The sequence below is a fragment of the Nocardioides pymetrozini genome (assembly GCF_046058985.1).
Classification (GTDB): Bacteria; Actinomycetota; Actinomycetes; order Propionibacteriales; family Nocardioidaceae; genus Nocardioides.
The window spans coordinates 2301811-2327790 of the sequence record NZ_CP175556.1; the positions used below are offsets into that span (position 1 = coordinate 2301811).

Annotated in this window: 25 protein-coding genes; 1 reads left to right on the forward strand and 24 read right to left on the reverse strand. The window is 72.7% G+C overall.

Annotation, left to right across the window (positions count from 1 at the left end; translation table 11 throughout):
- Positions 1–13 precede the first annotated feature (13 nt).
- The 7 genes from ACJ5H2_RS11305 to ACJ5H2_RS11335 form a co-directional block, all read right to left on the reverse strand.
- A complete protein-coding gene (locus ACJ5H2_RS11305; RefSeq protein WP_408895485.1) occupies positions 14–1048 on the reverse strand; it encodes a quinone-dependent dihydroorotate dehydrogenase in 1035 nt (344 codons plus the stop codon).
- Positions 1036–4335 carry a carbamoyl-phosphate synthase large subunit gene (gene carB / locus ACJ5H2_RS11310; protein WP_408895486.1) on the reverse strand — a complete coding sequence of 1100 codons (3300 nt, stop codon included), beginning with the start codon at positions 4333–4335 and terminating at the stop codon, positions 1036–1038. The genes ACJ5H2_RS11305 and carB overlap by 13 nt, the downstream gene beginning before the upstream one ends.
- Complete coding sequence (gene carA, locus ACJ5H2_RS11315; protein ID WP_408895487.1) at positions 4335–5498, reverse strand: glutamine-hydrolyzing carbamoyl-phosphate synthase small subunit; 1164 nt, start codon at positions 5496–5498, stop codon at positions 4335–4337. Before carA ends, carB begins: the two co-directional genes overlap by 1 nt.
- On the reverse strand, positions 5495–6778 hold the full coding sequence (locus tag ACJ5H2_RS11320; protein WP_408895488.1) for a dihydroorotase: 1284 nt from the start codon (positions 6776–6778) through the stop codon (positions 5495–5497). The genes carA and ACJ5H2_RS11320 overlap by 4 nt, the downstream gene beginning before the upstream one ends.
- Positions 6775–7710 carry an aspartate carbamoyltransferase catalytic subunit gene (locus ACJ5H2_RS11325; RefSeq protein ID WP_408895489.1) on the reverse strand — a complete coding sequence of 312 codons (936 nt, stop codon included), beginning with the start codon at positions 7708–7710 and terminating at the stop codon, positions 6775–6777. Before ACJ5H2_RS11325 ends, ACJ5H2_RS11320 begins: the two co-directional genes overlap by 4 nt.
- Positions 7707–8270, reverse strand: coding sequence for a bifunctional pyr operon transcriptional regulator/uracil phosphoribosyltransferase PyrR (pyrR, locus tag ACJ5H2_RS11330; RefSeq protein WP_408895490.1), 564 nt, complete (start codon positions 8268–8270; stop codon positions 7707–7709). The genes ACJ5H2_RS11325 and pyrR overlap by 4 nt, the downstream gene beginning before the upstream one ends.
- 166 nt (positions 8271–8436) lie before the next feature.
- The gene (locus tag ACJ5H2_RS11335; RefSeq protein WP_408895491.1) at positions 8437–8607 is read right to left on the reverse strand and encodes a CsbD family protein; all 171 of its coding nucleotides are present in this window, start codon (positions 8605–8607) and stop codon (positions 8437–8439) included.
- 121 nt (positions 8608–8728) lie between these two features.
- On the opposite strand from ACJ5H2_RS11335, the gene ACJ5H2_RS11340 reads away from it, so the two are divergent.
- A complete protein-coding gene (locus ACJ5H2_RS11340) occupies positions 8729–9574 on the forward strand; it encodes an ERCC4 domain-containing protein (protein WP_408895492.1) in 846 nt (281 codons plus the stop codon).
- A gap of 17 nt (positions 9575–9591) precedes the next feature.
- Here the strand turns inward: ACJ5H2_RS11340 and ACJ5H2_RS11345 are convergent, their stop codons facing one another.
- The 17 genes from ACJ5H2_RS11345 to ACJ5H2_RS11425 all read right to left on the reverse strand — a co-directional run bounded on the left by ACJ5H2_RS11345 (position 9592) and on the right by ACJ5H2_RS11425 (position 25977).
- The gene (locus ACJ5H2_RS11345; RefSeq protein ID WP_408895493.1) at positions 9592–10971 is read right to left on the reverse strand and encodes a dihydrolipoyl dehydrogenase family protein; all 1380 of its coding nucleotides are present in this window, start codon (positions 10969–10971) and stop codon (positions 9592–9594) included.
- A 135-nt stretch (positions 10972–11106) separates the two neighbouring features.
- Positions 11107–11544: a transcription antitermination factor NusB gene (gene nusB, locus ACJ5H2_RS11350; protein WP_408895494.1), complete on the reverse strand. Its 438-nt coding sequence runs from the start codon at positions 11542–11544 to the stop codon at positions 11107–11109.
- Between the two features lie 8 nt (positions 11545–11552).
- The gene (efp, locus tag ACJ5H2_RS11355) at positions 11553–12119 is read right to left on the reverse strand and encodes an elongation factor P (RefSeq protein WP_408895495.1); all 567 of its coding nucleotides are present in this window, start codon (positions 12117–12119) and stop codon (positions 11553–11555) included.
- A gap of 82 nt (positions 12120–12201) precedes the next feature.
- On the reverse strand, positions 12202–12651 hold the full coding sequence (locus ACJ5H2_RS11360; protein ID WP_408895496.1) for a type II 3-dehydroquinate dehydratase: 450 nt from the start codon (positions 12649–12651) through the stop codon (positions 12202–12204).
- The gene (gene aroB / locus ACJ5H2_RS11365; RefSeq protein ID WP_408895497.1) at positions 12648–13757 is read right to left on the reverse strand and encodes a 3-dehydroquinate synthase; all 1110 of its coding nucleotides are present in this window, start codon (positions 13755–13757) and stop codon (positions 12648–12650) included. The genes ACJ5H2_RS11360 and aroB overlap by 4 nt, the downstream gene beginning before the upstream one ends.
- The gene (locus ACJ5H2_RS11370) at positions 13754–14275 is read right to left on the reverse strand and encodes a shikimate kinase (protein ID WP_408895499.1); all 522 of its coding nucleotides are present in this window, start codon (positions 14273–14275) and stop codon (positions 13754–13756) included. The genes aroB and ACJ5H2_RS11370 overlap by 4 nt, the downstream gene beginning before the upstream one ends.
- Positions 14272–15450 (reverse strand): chorismate synthase, encoded by a 1179-nt coding sequence (aroC, locus tag ACJ5H2_RS11375; protein ID WP_408895500.1) that lies wholly within the window; start codon positions 15448–15450, stop codon positions 14272–14274. The genes ACJ5H2_RS11370 and aroC overlap by 4 nt, the downstream gene beginning before the upstream one ends.
- A gap of 24 nt (positions 15451–15474) precedes the next feature.
- Positions 15475–16173, reverse strand: coding sequence for a hypothetical protein (locus tag ACJ5H2_RS11380; protein WP_408895501.1), 699 nt, complete (start codon positions 16171–16173; stop codon positions 15475–15477).
- A gap of 9 nt (positions 16174–16182) precedes the next feature.
- Positions 16183–17007 carry a shikimate dehydrogenase gene (locus ACJ5H2_RS11385; protein WP_408895502.1) on the reverse strand — a complete coding sequence of 275 codons (825 nt, stop codon included), beginning with the start codon at positions 17005–17007 and terminating at the stop codon, positions 16183–16185.
- The gene (mltG, locus tag ACJ5H2_RS11390) at positions 17007–18197 is read right to left on the reverse strand and encodes an endolytic transglycosylase MltG (protein WP_408895503.1); all 1191 of its coding nucleotides are present in this window, start codon (positions 18195–18197) and stop codon (positions 17007–17009) included. Before mltG ends, ACJ5H2_RS11385 begins: the two co-directional genes overlap by 1 nt.
- Positions 18190–18663: a Holliday junction resolvase RuvX gene (gene ruvX / locus ACJ5H2_RS11395; RefSeq protein ID WP_408895504.1), complete on the reverse strand. Its 474-nt coding sequence runs from the start codon at positions 18661–18663 to the stop codon at positions 18190–18192. Before ruvX ends, mltG begins: the two co-directional genes overlap by 8 nt.
- Before the next feature lie 19 nt (positions 18664–18682).
- On the reverse strand, positions 18683–21379 hold the full coding sequence (gene alaS / locus ACJ5H2_RS11400) for an alanine--tRNA ligase (protein ID WP_408895505.1): 2697 nt from the start codon (positions 21377–21379) through the stop codon (positions 18683–18685).
- Positions 21376–21633, reverse strand: coding sequence for a DUF6167 family protein (locus tag ACJ5H2_RS11405; protein ID WP_408895506.1), 258 nt, complete (start codon positions 21631–21633; stop codon positions 21376–21378). Before ACJ5H2_RS11405 ends, alaS begins: the two co-directional genes overlap by 4 nt.
- Positions 21630–22178 (reverse strand): hypothetical protein, encoded by a 549-nt coding sequence (locus tag ACJ5H2_RS11410; protein WP_408895507.1) that lies wholly within the window; start codon positions 22176–22178, stop codon positions 21630–21632. The genes ACJ5H2_RS11405 and ACJ5H2_RS11410 overlap by 4 nt, the downstream gene beginning before the upstream one ends.
- Before the next feature lie 11 nt (positions 22179–22189).
- Positions 22190–23584: a replication-associated recombination protein A gene (locus ACJ5H2_RS11415; RefSeq protein WP_408895508.1), complete on the reverse strand. Its 1395-nt coding sequence runs from the start codon at positions 23582–23584 to the stop codon at positions 22190–22192.
- A gap of 24 nt (positions 23585–23608) precedes the next feature.
- On the reverse strand, positions 23609–24802 hold the full coding sequence (locus tag ACJ5H2_RS11420; RefSeq protein WP_408899626.1) for an ABC transporter ATP-binding protein: 1194 nt from the start codon (positions 24800–24802) through the stop codon (positions 23609–23611).
- Between the two features lie 59 nt (positions 24803–24861).
- Complete coding sequence (locus ACJ5H2_RS11425; RefSeq protein ID WP_408895509.1) at positions 24862–25977, reverse strand: ABC transporter ATP-binding protein; 1116 nt, start codon at positions 25975–25977, stop codon at positions 24862–24864.
- Between the last annotated feature and the right edge of the window lie 3 nt (positions 25978–25980).

Genomic DNA, 25980 nt, shown 5'->3' on the forward strand with positions numbered 1-25980 from the left:
CGGCCGTCCTCTCTCACAGGCCCGCGAGGATCCGCCGGGGCCACATCGGGCCACCGTAGATCAGGGCGCTGTAGGCCTGCACGAGGTCCGCGCCGGCGGCGAGCCGCTCGCGCGCCTGCTCGGGGGTGCCGATGCCTCCGACGCCGACCAGGGTCAGCTCGGGGCCCACCCGGCCACGCAGGAGCCGCAGCACCTCGGTCGAGCGCCGGGTCAGGGGGGCGCCCGACAGCCCGCCCGCGCCGACCGCCTCGACCTCCGCCGCAGGGGTCCGCAGGCCCTCGCGCGAGATCGTGGTGTTGGTGGCGATGATGCCGGCGAGGCCGAGGTCGAGCGCCATGTCGGCCACGGCGAGGACGTCCTCGTCGGAGAGGTCGGGCGCGATCTTGACCAGCAGCGGCAGCGGGCCGGCGGTGACCTCGTCGGCGGTACGGCGCACGCGGGCCAACAGCGGAGCGAGCTTCTCGACGGCCTGCAGGTTGCGCAGGCCCGGGGTGTTCGGCGAGCTGACGTTGACCACCAGGTAGTCCGCGTGCGGCGCGAGCAGCCGGGTCGACGTCTCGTAGTCGGCCTCGACTGCCGCCTGGTCGTCGTCCGGGACGACCTTGGACTTGCCGATGTTGACGCCGAGGACGAGACCGCCGGCCGTGCGCCTGCGCCGGGCCAGCCGTGCGGCGACCGCCGTGGCGCCGTCGTTGTTGAAGCCCATCCGGTTCACGATCGCCCGGTCCTGGGGCAGGCGGAACAGCCGCGGCCGGGGGTTGCCGGGCTGGGCCAGCGCGGTGACGGTGCCGATCTCGACATGCCCGAACCCGAACGCACCCATCCGGTCGTAGACCTGGGCGTTCTTGTCGAACCCCGGCGCCAGGCCGAGCCGGTTCGGGAAGGTCAGGCCCATCGCCCGGACCGGCGGGCCGCCCGGGATCGGGGCCCGGGTGAGCACGGGCCCACCGGCCCGCAGCGCGTCGTAGGTGAGATGGTGCGCCCGCTCGGCGTCCATCCTCACCAGGACGTGGTCGAACAGCCTGCCGTAGAGGCTCACCGGTGCCATTCCTGCAGCGATCGCACGTCGATCGAGCCCGCGCGCACCGCCGCGATCCCCTGGACCGCGGCCGCGAGGCCCTGGACGGTGGTGATGCACGGCGTACCGGTCAGCACGGCCGACGAGCGGATCTCGTAGCCGTCGATGCGGGCGTCGCCGCCACCGCCCTCGGCGACGGTGTTGCCGTGGGGGGTGTTGACGATCAGGTCGATCTCGCCGTCGAGGATCATCTGGACGACCGTCGGCTCCCCGTCGGGGCCCGGACCCTCGAAGTGCTTGCGCACGATGGTCGCCTGGATCCCGTTGCGCCGCAGCACCTCGGCCGTTCCCTGGGTCGCGAGGATCTCGAAGCCGTAGTCGGCGAGCACGCGCGCGGGGAAGACCATAGTCCGCTTGTCCCGGTTGGCGATGGAGATGAACACCTTGCCCGAGGTGGGCAGGGGCCCGTACGCCGCGGCCTGGGACTTGCTGAACGCCGTGCCGAAGTCCGCGTCGAAGCCCATCACCTCGCCGGTCGACTTCATCTCCGGGCCGAGCACCGTGTCGACGAACTGGCCGTCCTTGGTGCGGAACCGGTTGAACGGCAGGACCGCCTCCTTGACCGCGATGGGCGCGTCGGTGGGCAGGCTGCCGCCGTCGCCCTCCGTGGGCAGCACGCCGGCCGCGCGCAGCCGGGCGATCGACTCGCCCAGCATCAGCCGCGCGGCCGCCTTGGCCAGCTGCGTGCCGGTCGCCTTGGAGACGAACGGGACGGTCCGGGACGCGCGCGGGTTGGCCTCCAGGACGTAGAGCACGTCGGAGCCCAGCGCGAACTGGATGTTGATCAACCCCCGGACTCCGACCCCCTTCGCGATGGCCTCGGTGGCTGCGCGGATGCGCGCGATCTCCGCGGCGCCGAGGGTGATCGGCGGCAGCGCGCACGAGGAGTCGCCGGAGTGGATGCCGGCCTCCTCGATGTGCTCCATCACGCCGCCGAGGAAGAGCTCGGTGCCGTCGTAGAGCGCGTCGACGTCGATCTCGACCGCGTCGTCGATGAACCGGTCCACCAGGACCGGGCGGTCCGGGCTGATCTCGGTGGCCGCCTCGATGTAGGCCTTCAGGGCGTCGTCGCTGTAGACGATCTGCATCCCTCGCCCGCCCAGCACGTACGACGGGCGCACCAGCACCGGGTAGCCGATCGAGTGCGCGATCGCCTGCGCGTCGTCGTACGAGACGGCGGTGCCGTGCTTGGGCGCGACCAGGCCGGCGTCGGCGAGCACCCGCCCGAAGGCACCCCGCTCCTCGGCGAGGTCGATCGCCTCCGGCGTCGTGCCCACGATCGGCACGCCGGCGTCCTGCAGGCCCTGGGCGAGGCCCAGCGGCGTCTGTCCGCCCAGGGTGGCGATGACGCCGGCGATGGGGCCGGCGGCGCGCTCGGCCTCGTAGATCTCGAGCACGTCCTCCAGGGTGAGCGGCTCGAAGTAGAGCCGGTCGGAGGTGTCGTAGTCGGTCGAGACGGTCTCGGGGTTGCAGTTGACCATGATCGTCTCGTAGCCCGCCTCGGCGAGCGCGAGCGAGGCGTGGACGCACGAGTAGTCGAACTCGATGCCCTGGCCGATCCGGTTCGGGCCGGAGCCGAGGATGATCACGGCCTCCTTGCCCTCCGCCCGCGGCTCCACCTCGGTCTCCTCGTCGTAGGACGAGTAGTAGTACGGCGTCCGCGCGGCGAACTCGGCCGCGCAGGTGTCGACGGTCTTGTACACCGGCCGCACCCCCGCGGTCTGCCGTGCGATGCGGACCTCGGACTCCTGCAGACCCCGGATCGCTGCGATCTGCGCGTCGGAGAAGCCGTGCCGCTTGGCGCGGCGCAGCGCGCCGGCGTCGAGGAGGTCGGTGGCGGCGACCTGCTCGGCGACCTCGTGGATCAAGAACAGCTGGTCCACGAACCACGGGTCGATCCTCGTGGCGTCGTGCACCTCCTCGGGAGTGGCGCCGGCCCGGATCGCCTGCATCACCTTCTGCAGCCGGCCGTCGTGCGGCACCGCGACCTGCTCCAGCAGCGCGGCCTTGTCTCCGACGGGCGCGGCCCAGTCGAAGGGGGCGTTCTTGTTCTCCAGCGAGCGCAGCGCCTTGTTGAGCGCCTCGGAGAAGCTGCGCCCGATGGCCATCGCCTCGCCGACGGACTTCATGTGGGTGGTCAGTGTCGGGTCGGCGGTCGGGAACTTCTCGAACGCGAACCGCGGCACCTTCACCACGACGTAGTCCAGCGAGGGCTCGAAGGAGGCCGGCGTCTCCTGCGTGATGTCGTTGGGGATCTCGTCGAGGGTGTAGCCGACCGCCACCTTGGCGGCGATCTTCGCGATCGGGAAGCCGGTCGCCTTCGACGCGAGCGCCGAGGACCGGGACACCCGGGGGTTCATCTCGATCACGATCACGCGGCCGTCGGCGGGGTTGACGGCGTACTGGATGTTGCAGCCGCCGGTGTCGACGCCGACCTCGCGGATGATGCCGATGGCCAGGTCCCGCAGGTGCTGGTACTCGCGGTCGGTCAGCGTCATCGCGGGGGCGACGGTGATCGAGTCGCCGGTGTGCACGCCCATCGGGTCGAAGTTCTCGATCGAGCAGATGATGACGACGTTGTCGGCCTTGTCGCGCATCACCTCCAGCTCGTACTCCTTCCAGCCGATGATCGACTCCTCGATGAGGACCTCGGTGGTGGGGCTGGCGGACAGGCCGGCGCCGGCGATGCGGCGCAGGTCGGCCTCGTCGTAGGCGATGCCGGAGCCGAGGCCGCCCATCGTGAACGACGGTCGGACCACGACCGGGTAGCCGAGCTCGCCCACGGCGCTCTCGACCTCGTCCATCGAGTGGCACACGAACGAGCGGGCGACCTCGCCGCCGACCTTCTCGACGATCGCGTTGAACAGCTCGCGGTTCTCACCGCGGTGGATCGCCTCGAAGCTCGCGCCGATCATCTCGACGTCGTACTTCTCCAGCACGCCGCTCTCGTGGGCGGCGATGGCCGCGTTGAGGGCGGTCTGGCCGCCGAGGGTCGGCAGGATCGCGTCGGGGCGCTCCTTGGCGATGACCTTCTCGACGAACTCGGGTGTGATCGGCTCGACGTAGGTGGCGTCCGCGAACTCGGGGTCGGTCATGATCGTCGCCGGGTTCGAGTTGATCAGGATGACGCGCAGGCCCTCCTCCTTCAGCACCCGGCACGCCTGGGTGCCGGAGTAGTCGAACTCGCAGGCCTGGCCGATCACGATCGGGCCGGAGCCGATCACCAGGACCGACTTGATGTCGTCGCGCTTGGGCATCAGGCGGTCTCCTCGAGCAGGGTGACGAAGCGGTCGAACAGGTACGCCGCGTCGTGCGGGCCCGCGGCGGCCTCCGGGTGGTACTGGACCGAGAAGGACTTCAGCCGGCCCTCGTCGTCGCGGAGCTCGAGGCCCTCGACGACGTCGTCGTTGAGGCAGACGTGGCTGACGCTCGCGACGCCGAAGGGCGTCTCGGTGGGCGTCTCGACGGGGGCGTCGACGGCGAAGCCGTGGTTGTGCGCGGTGACCTCGACCTTGCGGGTGGTCAGGTCCATCACCGGCTGGTTGATGCCGCGGTGGCCGTACTTCAGCTTGTAGGTGCCGAAGCCGAGGGCACGGCCGAACAGCTGGTTGCCGAAGCAGATGCCGAAGTAGGGCAGGTCGCGGCCCAGCGCCTCGCGCAGCAGCTCGACCTGGCCGGTCGTGGCGGCGGGGTCGCCGGGACCGTTGGAGAAGAACAGGCCGTCCGGCCCGTCGTCTCCCGCCGCCAGCACGTCCTCGATGGACGCGGTGGCGGGCAGCACGTGCACCTCGATCCCCCGCTCGGCCATCCGGTAGGGGGTCATGTCCTTGATGCCGAGGTCGAGGGCGGCCACGGTGAACCGCCTCTCCCCCTGGGCCGGCACGACATAGGCCTCGCTGGTGGAGACGGCCTCGGACAGGTTGGCGCCGGTCATCTCGGCCGAGGCCTTGACCTTCGCGAGCAGGCGCTCGGGGTCGGTCTCGACGGTGGAGATGCCGACCCGCATGGCACCGCGCTCGCGCAGGTGGCGGGTCAGTGCGCGGGTGTCGATGCCGGAGATGCCGACCACGCCCTGGGCCCTGAGCTCCTCGTCCAGGGAGCGGCGCGAACGCCAGCTGCTCGGGACCCGCGCGGGCTCGCGGACGACGTACCCCGCGACCCAGATCCGCTTCGACTCGGGGTCCTCGTCGTTGACGCCGGTGTTGCCGATGTGCGGAGCCGTCATGACCACGACCTGGCGGTGGTACGACGGGTCGGTGAGGGTCTCCTGGTAGCCGGTCATGCCGGTGTTGAACACCGCCTCGCCGAAGGTCTCGCCCTCGGCTCCGTAGGCCTCACCGTGGAACGTGCGGCCGTCCTCGAGGACGAGCAGCGCCCCGGTGGTTGAGGTGCGAGCGAAGCGAGCCTCGAAACCGCTCATGCCAGTTCTCCTTCCAGGACGGTCGGCGTGCCGCGCAGCAGCGTGGCGACGACGCGACCGGTCAGCTTGCGGTCGTGCCAGGGGTTGTTGCGGCTCAGCGAGACGCTGGCGTCGCGGTCGACGACGACCTGCGCGGCGGGGTCGACGAGGGTCAGGTTCGCAGGCTCGCCGACGGCGATCGGGCGCCCGTGGCCGGCGAGCCCCGCGATCTGGGCGGGGCGCGTGCTCATGACGCGGGCGACGCCCGCCCAGTCCAGGAGCCCGCTGTCGACCATCACGGTCGTGACCACGGCCAGCGCGGTCTCGAGGCCGAGCATGCCGAAGGCGGCGTCGACGAAGGCGTGCTCCTTGTCGTGCCGGGCGTGGGGGGCGTGGTCGGTGGCGACGGCGTCGATCGTCCCGTCGGCGAGCGCCTCCCGCAGCGCCTGCACGTCCTCGTCGGGGCGCAGGGGCGGGTTGACCTTGTACGTCGGGTCGTAGCCGGCGAGCAGGTCGGTGGTGAGCAGCAGGTGGTGGGGGGTGACCTCCGCGGTCACGTCGATCCCCTGCGCCTTGGCCCAGCGGACGACCTCGACGCTGCCGGCCGTCGACACGTGGGCGACGTGCACGCGGCTGCCCGTGTGACGGGCGAGCATCACGTCGCGGGCGACGATGACCTCCTCGGCGACGCCGGGCCAGCCCGGCAGGCCGAGGCGGCCGGAGAGCTCGCCCTCGTGGCAGCAGGCCGTCGGCCCCGCGAGGGCGGGGTCCTGGCTGTGCTGGCTGACCACGCCGCCGAACGCCTTCACGTACTCGAGGGCGCGGCGCATGACCCGCGCGTCGTGGACGCACCTGCCGTCGTCGGAGAAGACCCGGACGCGCGCGCGGCTGCGGGCCATCAGGCCGAGCTCGGCGAGCTCCTCGCCCGCTAGGCCCTTGGTGACCGCGCCGACGGGCTGCACGTCGACGAGACCCGCGGCGCGGCCCAGGTCGTAGACCCGCTCGGCCGCCTCGGCGGTGTCGGTGACGGGGTTGGTGTTGGCCATCGCGAGCACCGCGGTGTAGCCGCCGACCGCCGCGGCCCGGGACCCGGTGAGCACGGTCTCGGCGTCCTCCCGGCCGGGCTCGCGCAGGTGGGTGTGCAGGTCGACCAGGCCCGGCAGCAGGCGCAGCCCGTCGGCGTCGATCGTCTGGTCCGCCTTCGCGGCGAGCGCACCGAGCTCGGCGACCGTGCCGTCCTGGACCAGGACGTCGCTCGTCGTACCGTCGGGCAGGGTGGCGCCCTTGATCAGGATGCTCATGCAGGGGACTCCTCGCCGGCGAGCAGGTGGTAGAGCACGGACATGCGGACGGCGACGCCGGCGGACACCTGGTCGAGCACGACCGAGTCCAGCGCGTCGGCCGCGTCCGCGGAGATCTCCAGGCCGCGGTTCATCGGACCCGGGTGGAGGATCGGCGTGCCGGGCCGCAGCACGGCGAGCCGGTCGCGGGTCAGTCCGTAGCCCACGGTGTACTCGCGCGCCGTCGGGAAGAAGCCCCCGCTCATCCGCTCGCGCTGGACGCGCAGCATCATCACCGCGTCCGCCTCGGGGAGCACGGCGTCGAGGTCGTACGACGTGGCGAAGCCGGCCGCCTTGGACCAGTCGCCGACGCCCGCGGGCATCAGGGTGGGCGGCGCCACCGCGGTGACTGTCGCGCCGAGCTGGGTCAGGCACTTGACGTTGCTGCGGAAGACCCGGCTGTGGGTGAGGTCCCCGACGATCGCCACGTGCCGGCCCTCGAGCGAGCCCAGGCGGCGGGTCAGCGTGTAGCCGTCCAGCAGCGCCTGGGTGGGGTGCTCGTGGGTGCCGTCGCCGGCGTTGATCACCGGCACGTCGACCCAGTGGCTGATCTGCTCGGCCGCGCCGCTCGCCATGTGCCGCACGACCAGGCCGTCCACGCCCATCGCCGTCACGGTGAGCACCGTGTCGCGCAGGGACTCGCCCTTGCTGGCGCTGCTGCCCTTGGCGGACAGGTTGATCACGTCGGCCGAGAGCCACTTGCCGGCGATCTCGAAGCTCGAGCGGGTGCGGGTGGAGTCCTCGAAGAAGAGGTTGATGACGGTGCGGCCGCGCAGCGCGGGGAGCTTCTTGACCTGGCGCCGCTGCACGTCGTGCATCTCGGCGGCCGTCGTGAAGATCTGGTGGATGTCGCCCGCGTCCAGGTCGTCGATGCTGAGCAGGTGGCGGTTCATGCGATGCGCACCTCGTCCTCGCCGTCGGTCTCGACCAGCCGCAGGCTGACGCGCTCGCTGCGGGCGGTCGGCAGGTTCTTGCCCACGTGGTCGGCGCGGATGGGCAGCTCCCGGTGGCCGCGGTCCACGAGCACGGCCAGCCGGACCACCGCGGGACGGCCGAGGTCGGAGAGCGCGTCGAGCGCGGCGCGGATGGTGCGCCCGGAGTAGAGCACGTCGTCGACCAGGACCACCGTCTTGCCGTCGATGCCGCCGGCCGGCACCTGGGTCCGGTGCGGGGCACGGGTCGGGTTCGAGCGCAGGTCGTCGCGGTACATCGTGACGTCGAGCTCACCGGTCGCGACCGTCGTACCCTCCACGTCGGCGATGTGGCCCGCCAGCCGTCGCGCGAGGGGGACCCCCCGGGTGTGCAGCCCGAGCAGCAGGAGATCCTCGGCGCCCTTGTTGCGCTCGAGGATCTCGTGGGAGATGCGGATGAGGGCCCGGCTGATGTCGCCGGCGTCGAGAACGACGCGGCCCTGGCCCTCAGCGGGGATCGTGCCCTGTACGTGGGTAGGCATCAGTGCGCCTGACCTCCTTCTCCGCCTCACGGGACGGCTCCTTAAAGGATGTCTGAACGGGGCCCACCCTACCGGCTCGGAGAGCGCGGCGACGAACCGGGGCCGCGACACGGCGAAGGGGCCCCGTGTCGCCGGAGCCCCTTCGCGCGCGCTGGTCGTCAGACGGTCACTTGAAGGCGTCCTTCACCTTCTCGCCGGCCTGCTTGAGGTTGCCCTTGAGCTGGTCGCCCTTGCCCTCGGCCTCCATGTCCTCGTTGTCGGTCGCCTTGCCGAGGGCCTCCTTGGCCTTGCCGGTCTTCTCCTCGGCGGCGTTGCTGATCTTGTCGTCGAGACCCATCTGAGGGACCTCCTTCAGTCTCGCGCGGCGGGCCCTGGTGGCCCGCGCTGCCGTACTCCCCCGTTACCCCGCGGAGGCGGACCGATCCGGTCATCGACGAGAACCTGGGTAGCGTCAGGACGTGCTCGAGACGGGACCGGTGCTGGTGGACCACCGCGAGCGGGGAAGCACGATCCCCGCCGCCCTGAGGGCGGCCGGCCTCGACGTGGTCCTGGCGGACCTGCCGGTGGGCGACTACGTGCTCGGCGCCGGCCTGGCCGTCGAGCGCAAGGGCCCGAGCGATCTCGGGGCGTCGATCCGGGACGGCCGCATCTTCGACCAGGCGGTGCGCCTCCAGGCCGCGTTCCCGCAGGCGGTGCTGCTGGTGGAGGGCGAGCCGCGCGGGATCGCCGAGGACGCCTGGCGCGGCGCCGTCTGCCGCCTGGTCGAGGACGGCTTCACCGTGCTGCACAGCCTCGACGCCGAGGACAGCGCCGCCTGGGTCGTCCGGCTCGCCAAGCGCGCCCGCCGAGCCGGGCCGACCAGCCCCACCTTCGGGCCGCGCCGGTCCCCCCGGCACCCGTCCGCGCAGGCGGAGGCGATGCTGTCCGTCGTCCCGGGGATCAGCACCACCATGGCCCGCAGCCTGCTCGCCTCGTACGGCAGCCTCGCCGCGGTCGCCGCCGCCGCGCCCGAGGGACTGCGCGGCCACCCCGGCATCGGCCCGGTGCTCGCCGCGCGGCTGGCCGAGGCCCTGCACGGCGGGTACGTCGCCCCGGTCGACCGTGAGCCCGAGCCTGCGCGCCCCGCCCGTGGCCCTCGGCCGGCCAGGCGCTGGCTCCTGGTGCCGCCCGGTCGCGACGTCGAGCTCGACTCGTTCGACCGTCGCGCCGTCGCCCTGCGGGTGCTGCGCTCGGCGCCCGTCGGCACCCAGCTGGTCGACGGCCTCACCGGCGAGGTGTCGGCCGTCGCCGACCCGCGGGACTGAGCCCGTCGCCGTCCCCGTCAGGAGACGTCCGAGAGCGCCGTCTCGATCGCCCGGTGGAAGGTGGGATAGGCGAAGTGCATCCCGCGCAGGGTGGACAGCGGGACCTCGGCGTGGATCGCGGTGACGAGCATGCCGACGATCTCCCCGCCCGACGGCCCGACCGCCGTGGCACCCACCAGGACGCCCCGGTCGAGGTCGGCGACCACCTTGATGACGCCCTCGTTGCCGGCCTTGTGCAGCCAGCCGCGGCTGGACTCCTGGAGCTTGGTCACGCCGACCCCGACGTGCAGACCGGCGTCGCGTGCCTGCTTCTCGGTCAGGCCGACCGAGCCGACCTCGGGGTCGGTGAAGGTGGCCCGCGAGACCGCGCGGTAGTCGGCCCACGGGCCGTCCTCGCCGGTGAGGTCGCGCAGCGCGACGTTCGCCTGGTACATCGACATGTGGGTGAAGGCGCCCTTGCCGGTGATGTCGCCGACGGCCCACAGGCCCTCCGCGCCCCGCACCCTCATCCGCTCGTCCACGTCCAGCGCGCGGACGCCGGCGTCCAGCCCCACGGTGTCGAGGCCGACGTCGGCCAGGTTCGTCCGCCGGCCGGCCGCGACCAGGAGCGCCTGGGCCGCGAGCGAGGTCCCGTCCGCCAGCCCGACCCGGAACGCGCCGTCGTGGGCGACCTCACGCACGCCCACCCCCGTGCGCACGGCGATGCCCTCGGCCTCCAGCGCGGCGGCGACCACCGCGCTGGCCTCGGGCTCCTCGGGGCCGAGGATGCGCTCCCCCGCCTCGACGACGCTCACCTCGACGCCGTACCGCGAGAACGCCTGGGCGAGCTCGCAGCCGATGGCACCGCCCCCCAGCACGACCAGGCTGGACGGGAGCTCGCGGAGCCGGACCGCGTCGCGGTTGGTCCAGTACGGCGTCCCGGCCAGCCCGTCGATCGGCGGCACGGCGGGCTCGGTGCCGGTGTTCAGGACGACCCCGCGTCGCGCGCTGAGCGCGACGTCCCCGTCGGCCGTGGCGACCACGACCCGGCGGGGCCCGTCGAGCCGCGCCTCGCCGCGGACGAAGCGCGCGCCGGCCTTCTCCAGCCGCTCGACGGCGACCCGGTCGTCCCAGTCGTCGGTCGCCTCGTCGCGGATCCGGTCCGCCACCGTCGTCCAGTCCGGCCGGACGTCGACGTCCCCGCCGAGGACGGGCACCCGCCGGGCCTCGGCCAGCGCGTCCGCGGCGCGGATCATCATCTTGGACGGGATGCACCCGAAGTAGGGACACTCGCCGCCCACCAGGCGGCGGTCGACCCCGACCACGGACAGCCCGGCCCGCGCGAGCGACGCCGCGAGGTGCTCGCCCCCCGGACCCAACCCGACGACGACGACATCGACCTCTTCAGCCTCCGACATGGCGCCAGCGTGGCACATCGCCCGGCCCGGCCACCACGACGGCCGCCGCCCCGCACCCCTCCGTTGGTCACAAACCGCAGGTCAGACCCCGGAAATGACGCGGTTTGGTCCCAAACCGCATCACTTTCACCGACCTCAGCCGGCCGCGGGGTCCCGCAGATGCGCCAGCTGACCCGCGGCGGCCTTGCGCTGGATCGCGCCGAGCACGCCGTTCACGAACGCCGGCGACTCGTCGGTGGACAGCTCGCGGACGAGGCTCATCGCCTCGGTGACCGCGACCGTGTCCGGCACGTCGTCGGCCCACAGCATCTCCCACACGCCGATGCGCAGGACGTTGCGGTCGACCGCGGGCATCCGGGCCAGGCTCCAGTCGGTGGAGAACTCCTCCAGCACGGCGTCGATGCGCTCGCGGTGCTCGCTGACCCCGCGCACGAGGACGGCGGTGTACGGGTTCGCCAGGGGCTCGCCCTCGGCGGTGACCCGCTCGAGCGCCTCGGCGCCCGTCTCGCCGCGCAGGTCCGCGGCGTAGAGGACGTCGAGCGCCCGCTTGCGGGCCTTGGTCCGGGCTCCCACGCGCGCGATCAGCCCTTCACGCGCGACAGGTACGAGCCACCGTCGCGGGTGTCGACCTTGATCTTCTCGCCCTGCTCGATGAACAGCGGGACCTGGATCTCGGCGCCGGTCTCGAGGGTGGCCGGCTTGGTGCGGCCGGTGGCCGAGTCGCCGACGACACCGGGCTCGGTGTAGGAGACGACGAGCTCGACGGACGCGGGCATCTCGATGAACAGCACGCGGCCCTCGTTCGTGGCCAGGATGACCTCCTGGTTCTCCAGCAGGAAGCCCGCGGCGCTGCCCACGATCGCCGGGTCGACCTCGACCTGGTCGTAGTCCTGGACGTCCATGAAGACGAAGTTGTTGCCGTCGTTGTAGAGGTACTGGAACGAGCGGCGGTCGACCGTCGCCGTCTCCACCTTCGTGCCGGCGTTGAAGGTCTTGTCGACGTTCTTGCCGGTCTCGACGTGCTTGAGCTTGGTGCGGACGAACGCGGGGCCCTTGCCCGGCTTCACGTGCTGGAACTCCACCACCTGCCAGAGCTGGCCCTCCAGGTTGAGAACCATGCCGTTCTTGAGGTCGTTCGTGGTTGCCATGCGTCAGCCTTCTGTTGCAGTTGTCCAAGATCGGGTGGTCGCGGCGCACCGCGCACGGGGCGCACCGGGCCAGCGGACGAGTCTAGTGCTCGCCCTGCGCTGCGATGAATTCGAGCGCCTGTCGGTAGCCGTCGATGCCCTGGCCCTCGATCACCTTCGCCGCGTGGGGGGTGACCACGGAGGTGTGGCGGAACTCCTCCGCGCGCTGCGACGGGGCACTGATGTGGACCTCCACCAGCGGGGCGGTGAGCTGCGCGCAGGCGTCGTAGAGCGCCCACGAGTAGTGGGTCCACGCCCCGGCGTTCAGGACCACCGGCCAGGAGCGGTCGGCGGCTTGGTTGAGCCAGTCGAGCAGGTTGCCCTCGTGGTTGGTCTGCATGAAGCGGACCTTCAGGCCCAGCTCCTTGCCCCACCGCGGCATCAGCACGTTCTGCAGGTCAAGGTGTGTCGTGGTGCCGTAGATCTCCGGCTGCCGCCTGCCGAGCCGACCCAGGTTCGGCCCGTTGAGGACGTAGACCTCGCGCTTGCTCATGCCCCGGATCCTAGGGCCGCGTACGCCGCCCTCAGGTCCTCCTCGGAGGGTCCGGCGAGCACGACGGGCTTCGCCAGGTCCTCGAGTACGACGAACCGGAGCTGGCTGCCCCGCGCCTTCTTGTCGACCCGCATCGTGGCGAGCAGGTCGTCGAACGACGCACCGCTCCACGAGGTGGGCAGCCCCACCCTGCCGAGCGCGGCCCGGTGCCGCGCGACCAGCTCCGGGGCGAGTCCTCCGGCGCGGGCGGCCAGCTCGGCGACGTACACGCATCCGATGGCGACGGCCTCGCCGTGGCGGATGGAGTAGTCGGTCGCCCTCTCGATGGCGTGGGCCAGGGTGTGGCCGTAGTTGAGCACCTCGCGGCCCGGATGCCCGTCGACGCCTCCGGTCTCCTTGAGGTCGCCGGCGACGACGTCGGCCTTGACGGCGATCGCGCGCTCGACGAGCTCGCGCAGCACCGGCGAGTCGGCGGCGACGAGGGTCTCGGGGTCGGTCTCCTCGACGAGCTCGAGGATGCGCGGGTCGGCGATGAAGCCGCACTTCACGACCTCGCCGAGGCCCGCGACCACCTCCGCGCGCGGGAGCGAGGACAGCAGCTCGAGATCGCAGAGCACACCGGCCGGCTCGTGGAAGGACCCGACCAGGTTCTTGCCGGCGGGCGTGTTGATCCCGGTCTTGCCGCCGACCGCCGCGTCGACCATGGCGAGCACGGTGGTCGGGACGTGCACGACCGCGACTCCGCGCAGCCAGGTGGCCGCCACGAAGCCACCGAGGTCGGTCGTCGCACCCCCACCCAGCGTGACGACGGCGTCCGATCGCGTGAAGCCCTCCTCGCCGAGCGACTCCCAGCAGGCCGCGGCGACCTCCCAGCTCTTCGCCTCCTCGCCGTCGGGGACCTGGAGCACGATGACGTCGAGACCGTCGAGGAGCTCGGCGAACGGCTCCAGCAGGTCCTCGAGGGACTCGGGCGTGATGATCGCGACCCGCTGCACGCCGGCGGGAAGCAGGCCCCGCAGGCGGTCGAGGACGCCGTGCCCGACCACCACGTCGTACGGCGACGCGGTGCTGACGGGGATGACGGTGGGGGCGGCGGGGGTGCTCATGGCTGCTCCTCCAGGGCGGTGACGATCTCGGCGGCGATCTCGGACGGCTCACGGCCGTCGGTCTCGACGGTGACCCGAGCCAGGCCCTCGTAGACCGGAGTGCGCTCGTCGAGCAGCTGCTTGACCCGAGCGCGGACGTTGCCCAGCAGCAGGGGACGACCCGTGCCGAGCCCGACCCGCTTCACGGCGTCGGCGAGGCCGACCCGCAAGAAGACGACCGGTCGCCCCGCGAGCAGCGCGCGGGTGCCGGGGTCGAGGACGGCTCCACCGCCGAGGGACAGTACGCCGTCGTGCTGCTCGAGCGCGCGCGCGACGGTGGCGCGCTCGAGGGCCCGGAAGGCGTCCTCGCCGTCCTCCACGAAGATGTCCTGCACGGACTTCCCGCGCTGCTCCTCCACGAGCTGGTCGCTGTCGGCGAAGCCGACGCCGAGCCGCTCGGCGACCAGGCGGCCGACGGTGGTCTTCCCGGCACCCATGGTGCCGATCAGGACCGCGCGCGGCCCTCCGGCACCGGTCACCGGAACCGCAGGGTGTCGAGATAGGACTGCACGTTGCGGCGGGTCTCCTGGACCGAGTCGCCGCCGAACTTCTCCAGGACGGCCTCGGCCAGGACCAGCGCCACCATCGCCTCGGCGACGATGCCCGCGGCCGGCACCGCGCACACGTCGGAGCGCTGGTGGTGCGCGACCGCCTCCTCGCCCGTGGCGAGGTCGACCGTGCGCAGCGCTCGGGGGACGGTGGCGATCGGCTTCATCGCGGCCCGCACACGCAGGATCTCCCCCGTCGTCATGCCGCCCTCGGTGCCGCCGGAGCGACCGGAGACGCGCCGCAGGCCCTCCTCGGTGGGGACGATCTCGTCGTGGGCCAGCGAGCCGGGGGTGGCGGCCAGCTCGAAGCCGTCGCCGACCTCGACCCCCTTGATCGCCTGGATCCCCATGAGCGCGCCCGCGAGCCGCGCGTCGAGGCGCCGGTCCCAGTGGACGTGGGAGCCCAGGCCCGGGGGCAGTCCGTGCACGACGACCTCGACGACGCCACCGAGGGTGTCGCCGTCCTTGTGGGCCTGGTCGATCCGCTCGACCATCTGCTTGGAGCCGTCGGGGTCCAGGCAGCGCACGGGGTCGGCGTCGAGCCGGGACACGTCGTCGGGGCTCGGCAGCTCGCGCGAGGGCGTGCGGACGCCGCCGATCTCGAGCACGTGGCTGACGATCCGCGCGCCCGTCGCCTGCTCGAGGAAGTTGCTCGCCACCCGGCCCAGCGCCACGCGGGCCGCGGTCTCCCGGGCCGAGGCCCGCTCCAGGATCGGCCGTGCGTCGGGGAAGTCGTACTTCTGCATGCCGGCGAGGTCGGCGTGACCGGGCCGCGGCCGGGTGAGCGGGGCGTTGCGCGCCTGGGCCTCGAGGACGGCCGGGTCGACGGGGTCCGCGGCCATCACGGTCTCCCACTTGGGCCACTCCGTGTTGCCGACCTGGACGGCGACCGGGCCGCCCTGGGTGCGGCCGTGGCGGATGCCGCCGGTGATCGTGACCTCGTCGGCCTCGAACTTCATCCGCGCGCCGCGGCCGTAGCCGAGGCGCCGACGGGCCAGCGAGTCGGAGATGTCGTCGGTCGTGACCTCGACGTGGGCCGGCAGGCCCTCGAGGATCGCGACCAGGGAGGGGCCGTGGGACTCCCCCGCGGTCAGCCAGCGCAACATGGGCACCAGTCTCCCACGCTGCGATCAGCCGCCGAGGACCTGTCCCACCACGATCGCGACGAGGGCGCCGAGCACGAGGAAGGGACCGTAGGGGACCCGGCGCCGGATCATCGTGCCGCTGCGGCGCATCGGGACCATGGCGAGGACGCCGAGCACGGCGGCCGCCAGCACGGACACCAGCAGGACCATCGGGCCGAACGGCCCGAGCGCGCTGCCGAGCAGCGCCCCCAGCCGCACGTCGCCGCCGGCCATCGCCCGCGGGCTGAGCAGGCGCATCAGCCCGTAGTAGCCCCCGAGCGCCAGGAACCCCACGAGCCCCCACACCGCCACCCCCGCGTCACGCACGACCACGGCGACGACCGCGACGAGCACGCCCGCGACCACCCATCCCGTCCGGACCAGCCGGGAGGGGAGATACCAGGTGACGTAGTCGATCACCGTGAGCGCGCAGCACAGCGGCACCAGCGCGAGCAGCCACACCAGTCCCCAGCTCCAGCCGAGCGTCAGGCCGAGGACGCCGGCCGCCACCGCGCAGGCGACGGCGGCCTTCGGGCGGAGGCCCGGCCGCGCTGCGAGCTCGGCGAACGGGACGTGGTCGGGATAGTCCTCGGGGTTCTCGTCCGGGTCGTGCTCGGGCTCGGGGCACTGCGCGACCAGCCATGGCACGAGCAGCCCGCCCAGGGCGCCGACGACGGCGCAGACCAGGGCGGGGACGACGTGCATGACCGGAGGCTACCGGGCGGCGAGGGCGGCCTCGCCGGCCGCGCGCATCGCGTCGAGCGGTCCGTCCTGGCCGGTGAACCGCGCGAACTGGAGCACCGCCTGGTGGACCAGCAGGTCGAGCCCGGAGACCACCCGCGCTCCCCCGCGCTCCGCGGCCTCGACCAGCGGCGTCGGCCACTGGTTGTAGGTCGCCTCGAAGACGACCTCGGCCGGCAGGACCCGGGCCAGCAGGTCCGCGGTCTGCGCGAGCGCCGGGACGGTCGAGACCACGATCCCGCCGGCCGGCCGCACCGCGTCGAGCCCGACGACGTCCACCTCGGGGGCGCTCGGATGGCGGCGGATCGCCTCGACGGCCTCGGTCGCGTTCTCCGGGCGGCGGGCGGCCACCGTCAGGACGCCGGTGCCGAGGCCGGCGAGCGCCAGGCCGATGCTCGCCGCGGTCGCCCCGCCGCCGAGGATCGTCGCCACGGGCAGGTCGCCCGGGAAGCGCTCCCGGACCGCGGCGGCTGCCCCCGGCACGTCGGTGTTGTCCGCGAACCAGCCCCCGGTCCTGCGGACCAGGGTGTTGGCGCCTCCCGCGAGCCGTGCCAGCGCCGACACCTCGTCGGCCAGCGCCAGCGCCTCGCGCTTGAGCGGGGCGGTGACCGACAGCCCGCCCCACGCCTCGTCCAGGCCCGCGACGAAGGCGGCGAGGCCGCCCGCCGGCACCCGGGCCGCGTCGTACGCCGCGTCGATGCCGAGCTCCGCGTAGCCGGCGCGGTGCAGGGCGGGCGACAGCGAGTGCTCCACCGGGTCGCCGACCACGCCGAAGCGGAGGCGGGCGGCCGGCGCCATCAGCAGGCGCCCTGCGACTCGTTCGCGCAGTAGTCGCGCAGCTCGTCGCGGTAGCCGAGGAACTCGTCGTAGCTCGAGGCGAACTTGGTCTCGCCCGTGCGCAGGTTGACGGTCACGTAGTAGTACCAGTCGCCGGCCGGCGGGTTCAGGGCCGCCGTGATGGCGTCGTCGCCGGGGGCGCTGATCGGTCCGGGCGGCAGGCCGGTCACCCGGAAGGTGTTGTAGGGCGAGTCGGTCTGCTCGCGCTCGTCCTGGGTGAGGCCCACGGTCAGCTTGCGGTCGAGGGCGTAGTCCACGGTCGCGTCGATCTGCAGGCGGCCGGTCTGGCCGGCGGTGCCCGGGTTCTCGACGCGGTTGAGGATGACCCGCGCGATCTTCGCCATGTCGTCGGCCGTCTTGCCCTCGACCTGGACCAGGGAAGCGATCGTCATCAGCTCGTGGGGCGAGTAGCCGAGCCGCTGCGCGGCGGCGTCGAGTCCGGCGTCGCCGGCCGCCTGCTTCCACCGGTCGACCATCGACTTCAGGAAGGCCGCGGCGGTCTCGTCCGGGCTGATCGTGTACGTCGCCGGGAAGAGGTAGCCCTCCGGGTTGCCGCCGGCGTAGTCGGGTAGGCCGAGGTCCGGGCTCCGCAGCGCGGCGTCGAGGTCCTTCTTGGTGAAGTCGGTCTTCTTCGCCAGCAGGTCCACGATGTCCACCACCCGCAGGCCCTCGGGGATGGTCACGGTCGAGGTGGAGACGTTCGCCGGGTCGACGAGGATCGCGACGACGTCGGCGGCCTTCATCTCGCTCTTGAGCAGGTAGGTGCCGGCCTGGATCCGCGTGGACCGGTCGTTCTGGGCCGCGGCGTCGACGAACGCCTCGGAGGAGGCGACCACGCCGAGCTCCTCCAGCTCCGCACCCATGGAGCCGACGGTCTGGCCGGGGTCGATCACGAAGGTGACCTCGCCGCTGCCGGGACCCGCGAAGTCCTCCGGCCCGGCGAACATGTCCTTGACGTCGGAGATCGCCCCACGGGCGAACCAGGCGACCAGGGCGCAGAAGAGCAGCACCACCAGCAGGATCGGCAGGCAGCCGCCGCCCCTGCGGCGACGCCTGTCCGCTCGGCGGCGTCCGCCCGCCGGCGTGCCCGGGAGGAGGTCGTGGCCCGCGCTCGCCTCGGGGTCGACGTGCTCCGGCGGCCGCTCAGTCATGCGTCTCCTCGTCGGGGGGTTCCGCCACGAGCTCCCCCGGAGGGGCGCCGGTGGCGCGTTCGGAATCCAGTGCCTGCTGCAGGATGACGACGGCGGCGACCTGGTCGACGACCGCGCGCCGCTTCGCTCCCTTGCGCTGGTCGCGCAGCATAGCCTCCGCGGTCACGGTGGTGAGCCGCTCGTCGACGAGCCGCACGGGGACCGGCGTGACCCGGCGGGCGAGCCGGAGCGCGAACTCGCGCGTCTTCGCCGCCGCGGGACCCTCGCTGCCCGAGAGGGACCGCGGTAGGCCGACGACCACCTCGACCGCCCCTTCGGCGGCGAGGATCTGGTGGATCCGGCGCAGGTCGCCCTTGCCCCGCCGGACGGTCTCCACCGGCGTGGCCAGCATCCCGGAGGGGTCGCTGCGGGCGACGCCGATCCGGGCGTCGCCGGGGTCGACCCCCAGCCGGACGCCCTGCCTCACGCGGGTCTCCGCTCCGGCCTCAGGCGGACGCGACCGCGGCCGACACGGCGGCGAGCGCCTCGTCGATCCGGGTGACGTCGGTGCCGCCGCCCTGCGCCAGGTCCGCCTTGCCACCGCCCTTGCCGTCGAGGAACGGGGCCGCGGCCCGGACCAGGTCGCCGGCCGCCAGCCCTCGGGCCTGGGCCGCGTCGTTGAGCGCGGCGACGATCGACGCCTTCCCCTCGGCGGCGCCGACGAGAACCACGACGGCCGGAGCCTCGCCGCCGAGCCGCGCCCGTACGTCGGTCGCGAGGGTGCGCACGTCGCCCGCGCCGGCGCCCTCGAGTCGCTGCGCCACGAGCCGTACGCCGTTCACGTCGGTGGCGCCCTCCGCGAGGGCGGCGCCGCCCGCGAGCAGCTGCGCGAGACGGATCCTCTCCATCTCCTTCTCGGTCTGCTTCAGCCGCTCGACGAGGTCGCCCACCCGGCCGACGAGGTCGTCCGGCTGGGTCTTGAGCAGCGTGGAGAGCTGGCCGACGACGTCGCGCTCGCGTGCGAGATACGAGAAGCCCTCGACCCCGGTCAGCGCCTCGATCCGGCGGTTGCCGGACCCGACGGAGGCCTCACCGGTGACGACGATGGTGCCGACCTGGCTGGAGTGGTCGACGTGGGTGCCACCGCACAGCTCGCGCGACCACGGGCCGCCGATCTCGACGACACGCACCTTCTGGTCGTCGTAGGTCTCGCCGAAGAGGGCGATCGCGCCCCAGTCCTTGGCCTCGCTGAGCGTCATGTACTGCCAGCCCACGGGCAGATCGGCGCGCAGGGCGTTGTTGGCGACCTGCTCGATCTCGCGGACCTGGTCGGGCGAGAGCGCGTTGAGCCACCCGAAGTCGAGGCGCAGGTAGCCGGGGCGGTTGTAGGAGCCCGACTGCAGCGCGGTGGGGCCGAGCACCTCGCGCAGGGCCGCGTGCACGATGTGGGTGCCCGAGTGCGCCTGACGGGCGCCGATGCGCCACTGCGGATCCACCTTCGCGTGGACCAGCCGGGCGTCGGCGGGCAGCTCGCCGTCGACGACGCGGACCTGGTGGACGACCAGGCCCCGGACCGGACGCTGGACGTCGAGCACCTCGAGCGCGCCGCCCTCGAACTCGATGACGCCGGCGTCCGCGACCTGACCGCCGGACTCGGCGTAGAACGGGGTCCGGTCGAGCACGAGCTCGCCCACCTCGCCGGACGCGAGCGCGCCGACCGCGGCGCCCTCCCGCAGCAGGGCCAGGGGACGTGACTCGGTCTCGAGCGTCTCGTAGGCCAGCCACTCGGTCGGGCCGTTCGCGTCGAGGATGCCGCGGTAGACCGCGGTGTCGGCGTGCTGGCCCTTCTTGGCGCGAGCGTCGGCCTTGGCCCGCTCGCGCTGCTCGGCCATCAGCTGCCGGAAGCCCGGCTCGTCGACGGTGAGTCCGGCCTCCGCGGCCATCTCGAGCGTGAGGTCGATCGGGAAGCCGTAGGTGTCGTGGAGGGCGAAGGCCTTCTCGCCGGGGATCGTCCGGGCACCGGACTGGCGCACCTCGCCCGCGGCGAGGTCGAAGATCTGGGTGCCCGCCTGCAGGGTCTTGCGGAAGGCCTCCTCCTCGGCGTACGCGACCTGGGCGATCCGGTCGAAGCCGCTGACGAGCTCCGGGTAGCTCTCCCCCATCCGGTCCCGGGAGACCGGCAGCAGCTCCGGCAGCGCCGGGTCCTGGTAGCCCAGCAGGCGCATGTTGCGCACCGCGCGACGCAGCAGGCGGCGCAGCACGTAGCCGCGGCCCTCGTTGCCCGGCGTCACGCCGTCGCCGATGAGCATCAGCGAGCTGCGGACGTGGTCGGCGACGACCCGGAAGCGCACGTCGTCGACGTGGCCCTCGGCCCCGGAGACGCCGTACTTCTTGCCCGAGAGCTCCATCGCCTTCTCGATCACGGGGAAGACCGTGTCGATCTCGTAGAGGTTCTGCTTGCCCTGCAGCAGGTAGGCGACCCGCTCGAGGCCCATGCCGGTGTCGATGTTCTTGCTCGGCAGCGGACCGGCCACGTCGAAGTCGTCCTTCGCGCGGACGGCGCTGAGCTCCTCCTGCATGAAGACCAGGTTCCAGATCTCCAGGAACCGGTCCTCGTCGGCGTCCGGACCGCCGTCGGGGCCGTACTGCGCGCCGCGGTCGACGTAGATCTCGCTGCACGGGCCGCCCGGGCCGGGCACGCCCATGTTCCAGTAGTTGTCCTTGAGCCCGCGGGGCTGGATCCGCTCGTCCGGCAGGCCCGCGACGGTCTTCCAGAAGTGCCGCGCCTCGTCGTCCTCGGGCAGCACCGTGACCCAGATGTCGGCGGGGTCGAAGCCGAGCCCGCCGGAGGCCTGGTCGCCGGTCACCAGCTCCCAGGCGAACTGGATCGCCCCCTCCTTGAAGTAGTCGCCGAAGGAGAAGTTGCCGTTCATCTGGAAGAAGGTGCCGTGCCGGGTGGTCTTGCCGACCTCCTCGATGTCGAGGGTCCGCACGCACTTCTGCACGCTGGTGGCGCGCGCGAAGGGGGCCGTCTCCTGGCCCAGGAAGTAGGGCTTGAACGGCACCATGCCGGCGTTGACGAAGAGCAGGTTGGGGTCGTCGAGCAGCAACGAGGCCGACGGGACCACCGTGTGCCCCCGCTGCTCGAAGTGGGCGAGGAACCGCGTGCGGATCTCCGCGCTGCTCAGGTACCGCTCGGTCATCGAATGCCTTCCTGGGTGGATCTCATCAGCTGCGGCGGACTAGCGTCCGCGCCGTCGAAGCGCTGTCGCAAGTGGATTTCGGCCTGGGCCTGCCCGCGGGCGACCTCCTCGCCGAAGATCCGGGCGCCGAGCACGGCCGCCCCGACCCGGTCGCGCATCCCGTCGGGAGTGAGCGCCTCGGCGATCCGGCGGACCCGGACCATGCCGTAGACCCCCGCGGCGGCACCGGCGGCGAACCAGACGCCGGCCCTCACGAGGACACCTCGAGGTCGGCGCGGACGGCTGTGCGCTGCCGTGACTCCCAGTCGCGGCGGGCGGCCTTTAGCATGAGCTTGCGCTCCTTGCGGGACCGCTTGACCTCGCGCCTCATCTCGAACCGGATCCGGTTGCGGACCTCCGGGGAGAGCGCGCGGCGCAGCCCTGCGGCGAGCGCGGCGGTCTTGATGACGCTCTCCCGCAGGAGGATGTCGGCGAACAGGGGCGCCGGGACGACCCGCGCGGGCACCCGCGGCCCGTTCTCCTGCCCCAGGTCGGTGATGACGTACTCGCGGTCGTCGACCACCGCGACCGGTCGCTGCCGGGGAGCGAGCTCTTGCTTGGCTCGCAGCTCCGCCTCGATCCCGGCGAGCTGCTCCCGGAGGGCCTCCGCGTCCTGGGCCGCGGCCGCCAGCAGCGCCTCGGTGTGGCTGCGGGCCTGGCGCACCGAGCGGGACAGCCGGTACGCCGCGACCGCGAGCACCAGCACGGCGACCGCGGTCAGGACGACCAGCCAGGTCGGGACGGCGAGGTCGGAGGTCACGACGGACAAGCCTACTGGGCGTCCGGCGCGGACGGCGGGCGGCCGCCGCGACCGCGGATGATCCGCCGGACCCGCTCCCAGCGCTGCTTGACCGCAGCCTCGGCGCCGAGCTCCGTGGGGCGGTAGTACTGCCGGTCGAGGACGACGTCGGGGGCGTACTGCTGCTCGGCGACGCCGAACGGCGCGTCGTGGCTGTAGACATAGCCCTTCCCGTGCCCGAGTGCCTGCGCGCCGGCGTAGTGCGCATCGCGCAGGTGCGGCGGCACCTGCCCGATCTTGCCCGCCCGGACGTCGGCGATCGCCTCGAAGACGGCCGTGGTCACGGCGTTGGACTTCGGCGCCACCGCCAGCGCGATGGTGGCGTGGGCGAGGGTGAGCTGTGCCTCCGGCATCCCGATCAGCTGGACCGTCTGGGCGGCAGCGACCGCGGTCGACAGCGCCGTGGGGTCCGCCAGGCCGATGTCCTCGCTGGCCAGGATCATCAGTCGCCGGGCGATGAAGCGGGGGTCCTCCCCCGCCTCGATCATCCGCGCGAGGTAGTGCAGCGCGGCGTCGGCGTCGGAGCCCCGCACCGACTTGATGAAGGCGCTGACGACGTCGTAGTGCTGGTCCCCGTCGCGGTCGTAGCGCACTGCCGCCTGGTCGGCGGCCGTCTCCGCGGTGCCCACGTCGATGGTCGTGCTGCCCTTCGAGCGGGCCGCGCCCGCGGCCGCCTCGAGGTAGGTCAGGGAGCGGCGCGCATCGCCGCCGGCCAGCCGCACGATGTGGTCGCGGGCGGCGTCCTCGAGCACCATCGCGCCCGCGAGCCCACGCTCGTCGGCGACCGCGTGGTCGAGCACCGTGGCGATGTCGTCGTCGGTCAGCGGCTGCAGCCTCAGCAGCAGGCTCCGCGACAGCAGCGGCGAGATCACGCTGAACGACGGGTTCTCGGTGGTGGCGGCGACGAGCGTCACCCAGCGGTTCTCCACGCCCGGCAGCAGGGCGTCTTGCTGGGCCTTGCTGAACCGGTGCACCTCGTCGACGAAGAGGACGGTCTCCTCCCCGGTCGCCACGAGCTGGCGCCGGGCTCCGTCGATCGCCGCCCGCACCTCCTTCACGCCCGCCGAGACCGCGGAGACCTCGACGAACCGGCGCCCGGTCTGCTGGCTGATGATCGAGGCGATCGTCGTCTTGCCGGTGCCGGGCGGGCCCCACAGCAGCAGCGAGAGCGACTGGTCGCCCTCGACGAGCTGGCGCAGCGGGGAGCCCGGCGCCCGCAGCTGCTCCTGCCCGACGAGCTCGTCCAGCGTGCGCGGGCGCATCCGCACCGCGAGCGGAGCCGACGCATGGGTCGCGTCGGCCAGGGAGCCTCCCGAGCCCGCCGCCCGGGAGCCGGGGGTGTCGAACAGCTGGGGCTCGTCATCCACGAGGAGCCACCCTAGTCGGCCCCGTCAGGCGCGGCCGATCGACTTGTTGTCGAGGTCGAACCAGGTGTCGGCGTACCCGGGCTGCTCGACGAGGTCCGTGCTCGGGCTGGCGCCGGGGTCGGGACGGCCCTCGGAGTCGACGCCGAGCAGGCCCGCGGTGAGCGGCTCGCGCGGCGCCTGGCCCAGCCGGCCCGGGAAGTGGCAGGCCACCTTGTGCTTGCGGCCGATCTGGAGCAGCGGTGGCTCGTGCCGGGCGCAGATCTCCTGGGCGATGGGGCAGCGCGTGCGGAACCGGCAGCCCGACGGCGGGTCGATCGGGCTGGGCACGTCGCCCTGCAGCCGGATCCGCTCGATCCGGCCGCCGGTCTGCGCCTGCTTGACGTCCGGGACCGCCGACAGCAGCGCCTGGGTGTAGGGGTGGTGCGCGTTGGTGTAGATCGAGTCGCGGTCACCGATCTCGACGATCTTGCCGAGGTACATCACCGCGATCTCGGGACAGAAGTGCCGCACGATCGCCAGGTCGTGGGCGATGAAGAGGAAGGCGACGCCGAACTCGTTCTGGATGTCCTGGAGCAGGTTGATGACCTGCGCCTGGATCGACACGTCGAGCGCCGAGACGGGCTCGTCCGCGACGAGGAGCTTGGGCTGCAGGGTCAGCGCACGGGCGATGCCGATGCGCTGGCGCTGGCCGCCGGAGAACTCGTGCGGGTAGCGGTTGTAGTGCTCCGGGTTGAGGCCGACGATCTCCAGCAGCTCCTGGACCCGCGGCAGGATCTTGTCCTTGGGCAACACCTTGTGGATCGCCAGCGGGGCCCCCACGATCGAGCCGACCGTCTGGCGTGGGTTCAGCGAGGTGTAGGGGTCCTGGAAGATCATCTGGATCTCGCGGCGCAGCGGCTTCAGCTCGGAGGCCTTCGCGTGGGCGATGTCCTGGCCCTCGAAGCGGATCTCGCCCGCGGTCGGCTCGTAGAGCCGGGTGATCAGCCGGCCGGTGGTCGACTTGCCGCAGCCGGACTCGCCGACCAGGCCCAGCGAGGTCGCCTCGGCGACCTGGAAGGAGACCCCGTCGACGGCCTGCACCTGGCCGACCGTACGGCGCAGCAGGCCCGGCGACTTCACCGGGAAGTACATCCGCAGCTTGTCGACCTCGAGGATCGGCTTGGCGTCCTCGCGGGCGACCGCGGCAGCGTGTCCTTCGACCTTCGGCGCGACCGCCATGTCCCGGCCCATGTCCTGCGGCTCCCCGTCGTTGCGCTCGTTCGTCGTCTGGTTCGTCATCACCGCTCCTCGGCCCGCTGCTCGACTCGCTCGTCGGCCAGGTCCGGCGCGATCTCCGGCAGCACCTCGGCGGCGTAGATCGCGTCGGGGTTCGGCAGGTGGCAGCGCTTGGTGTGGTGCGGCCCGCGCTGGCCCGGGGCCAGCAGCGGCAGGTCCGTGCGGCACAGGTCGCCGGGCACCTTGTCGCGGTGCGGGCACCGCGGGTGGAAGGGGCATCCGCTCGGCGGGTTCAGCAGGCTCGGCGGGTTGCCCGGGATCGGCACCAGGCGGGCGTTGGTGTCGCCGGTCAGGTCCGGCACGCTGGAGAGCAGGCCCCACGTGTAGGGCATCTCCGGGTGCGTCAGGATCTCCCGGCAGGGACCGTGCTCGACCGCACGGCCGGCGTACATCACCAGCACGTCGTCGGCCATCTCGGCGACGACGCCCAGGTCATGGGTGATGATGATGATCGCCGAGTTGAACTCGCGCTGCAGGTCCTGGAGCAGGTCGAGGATCTGTGCCTGCACGGTCACGTCGAGGGCCGTGGTCGGCTCGTCGGCGATCAGCAGGTTCGGGTCGTTGATCAGGCCCATCGCGATCATGGCGCGCTGGCGCATGCCGCCGGAGAACTGGTGCGGGTAGTCGTTGACCCGCTTGTCCGGGTTGGGGATGCCGACGCGGTCGAGCATCTCCACGGCGCGCTGCTTGGCGATCTTGCGCGAGACGTCGTGGTGGACCTTGTACGCCTCGGCGATCTGGTTGCCCACGGTGTAGTACGGGTGCATCGCCGAGAGCGGGTCCTGGAAGATCATCGAGACCTCGCGACCACGCTTGCGGCGCATCTCGTCGGCGGTGATGTCGAGCAGGTTGACGCCCTCGAGCACGATCTCGCCGTTGATCTTGGCGTTGGTGCCGCGGTGCAGACCCATGATCGCCATGCTCGAGACGGACTTGCCCGAGCCGGACTCGCCGACGATGCCGAGCGTCTTGCCGCGCTCGAGGTCGAAGGTCAGGCCGTTGACGGCCTTGACCAGGCCGTCCTGGGTCGGGAAGTGGACCTCGAGCTCGCGCACGGACAGCAGCGGCGCGGCGGCGGCGCTGTCGGGCGCGGACGGGGACAGGGAGGTGGTGGACATTTC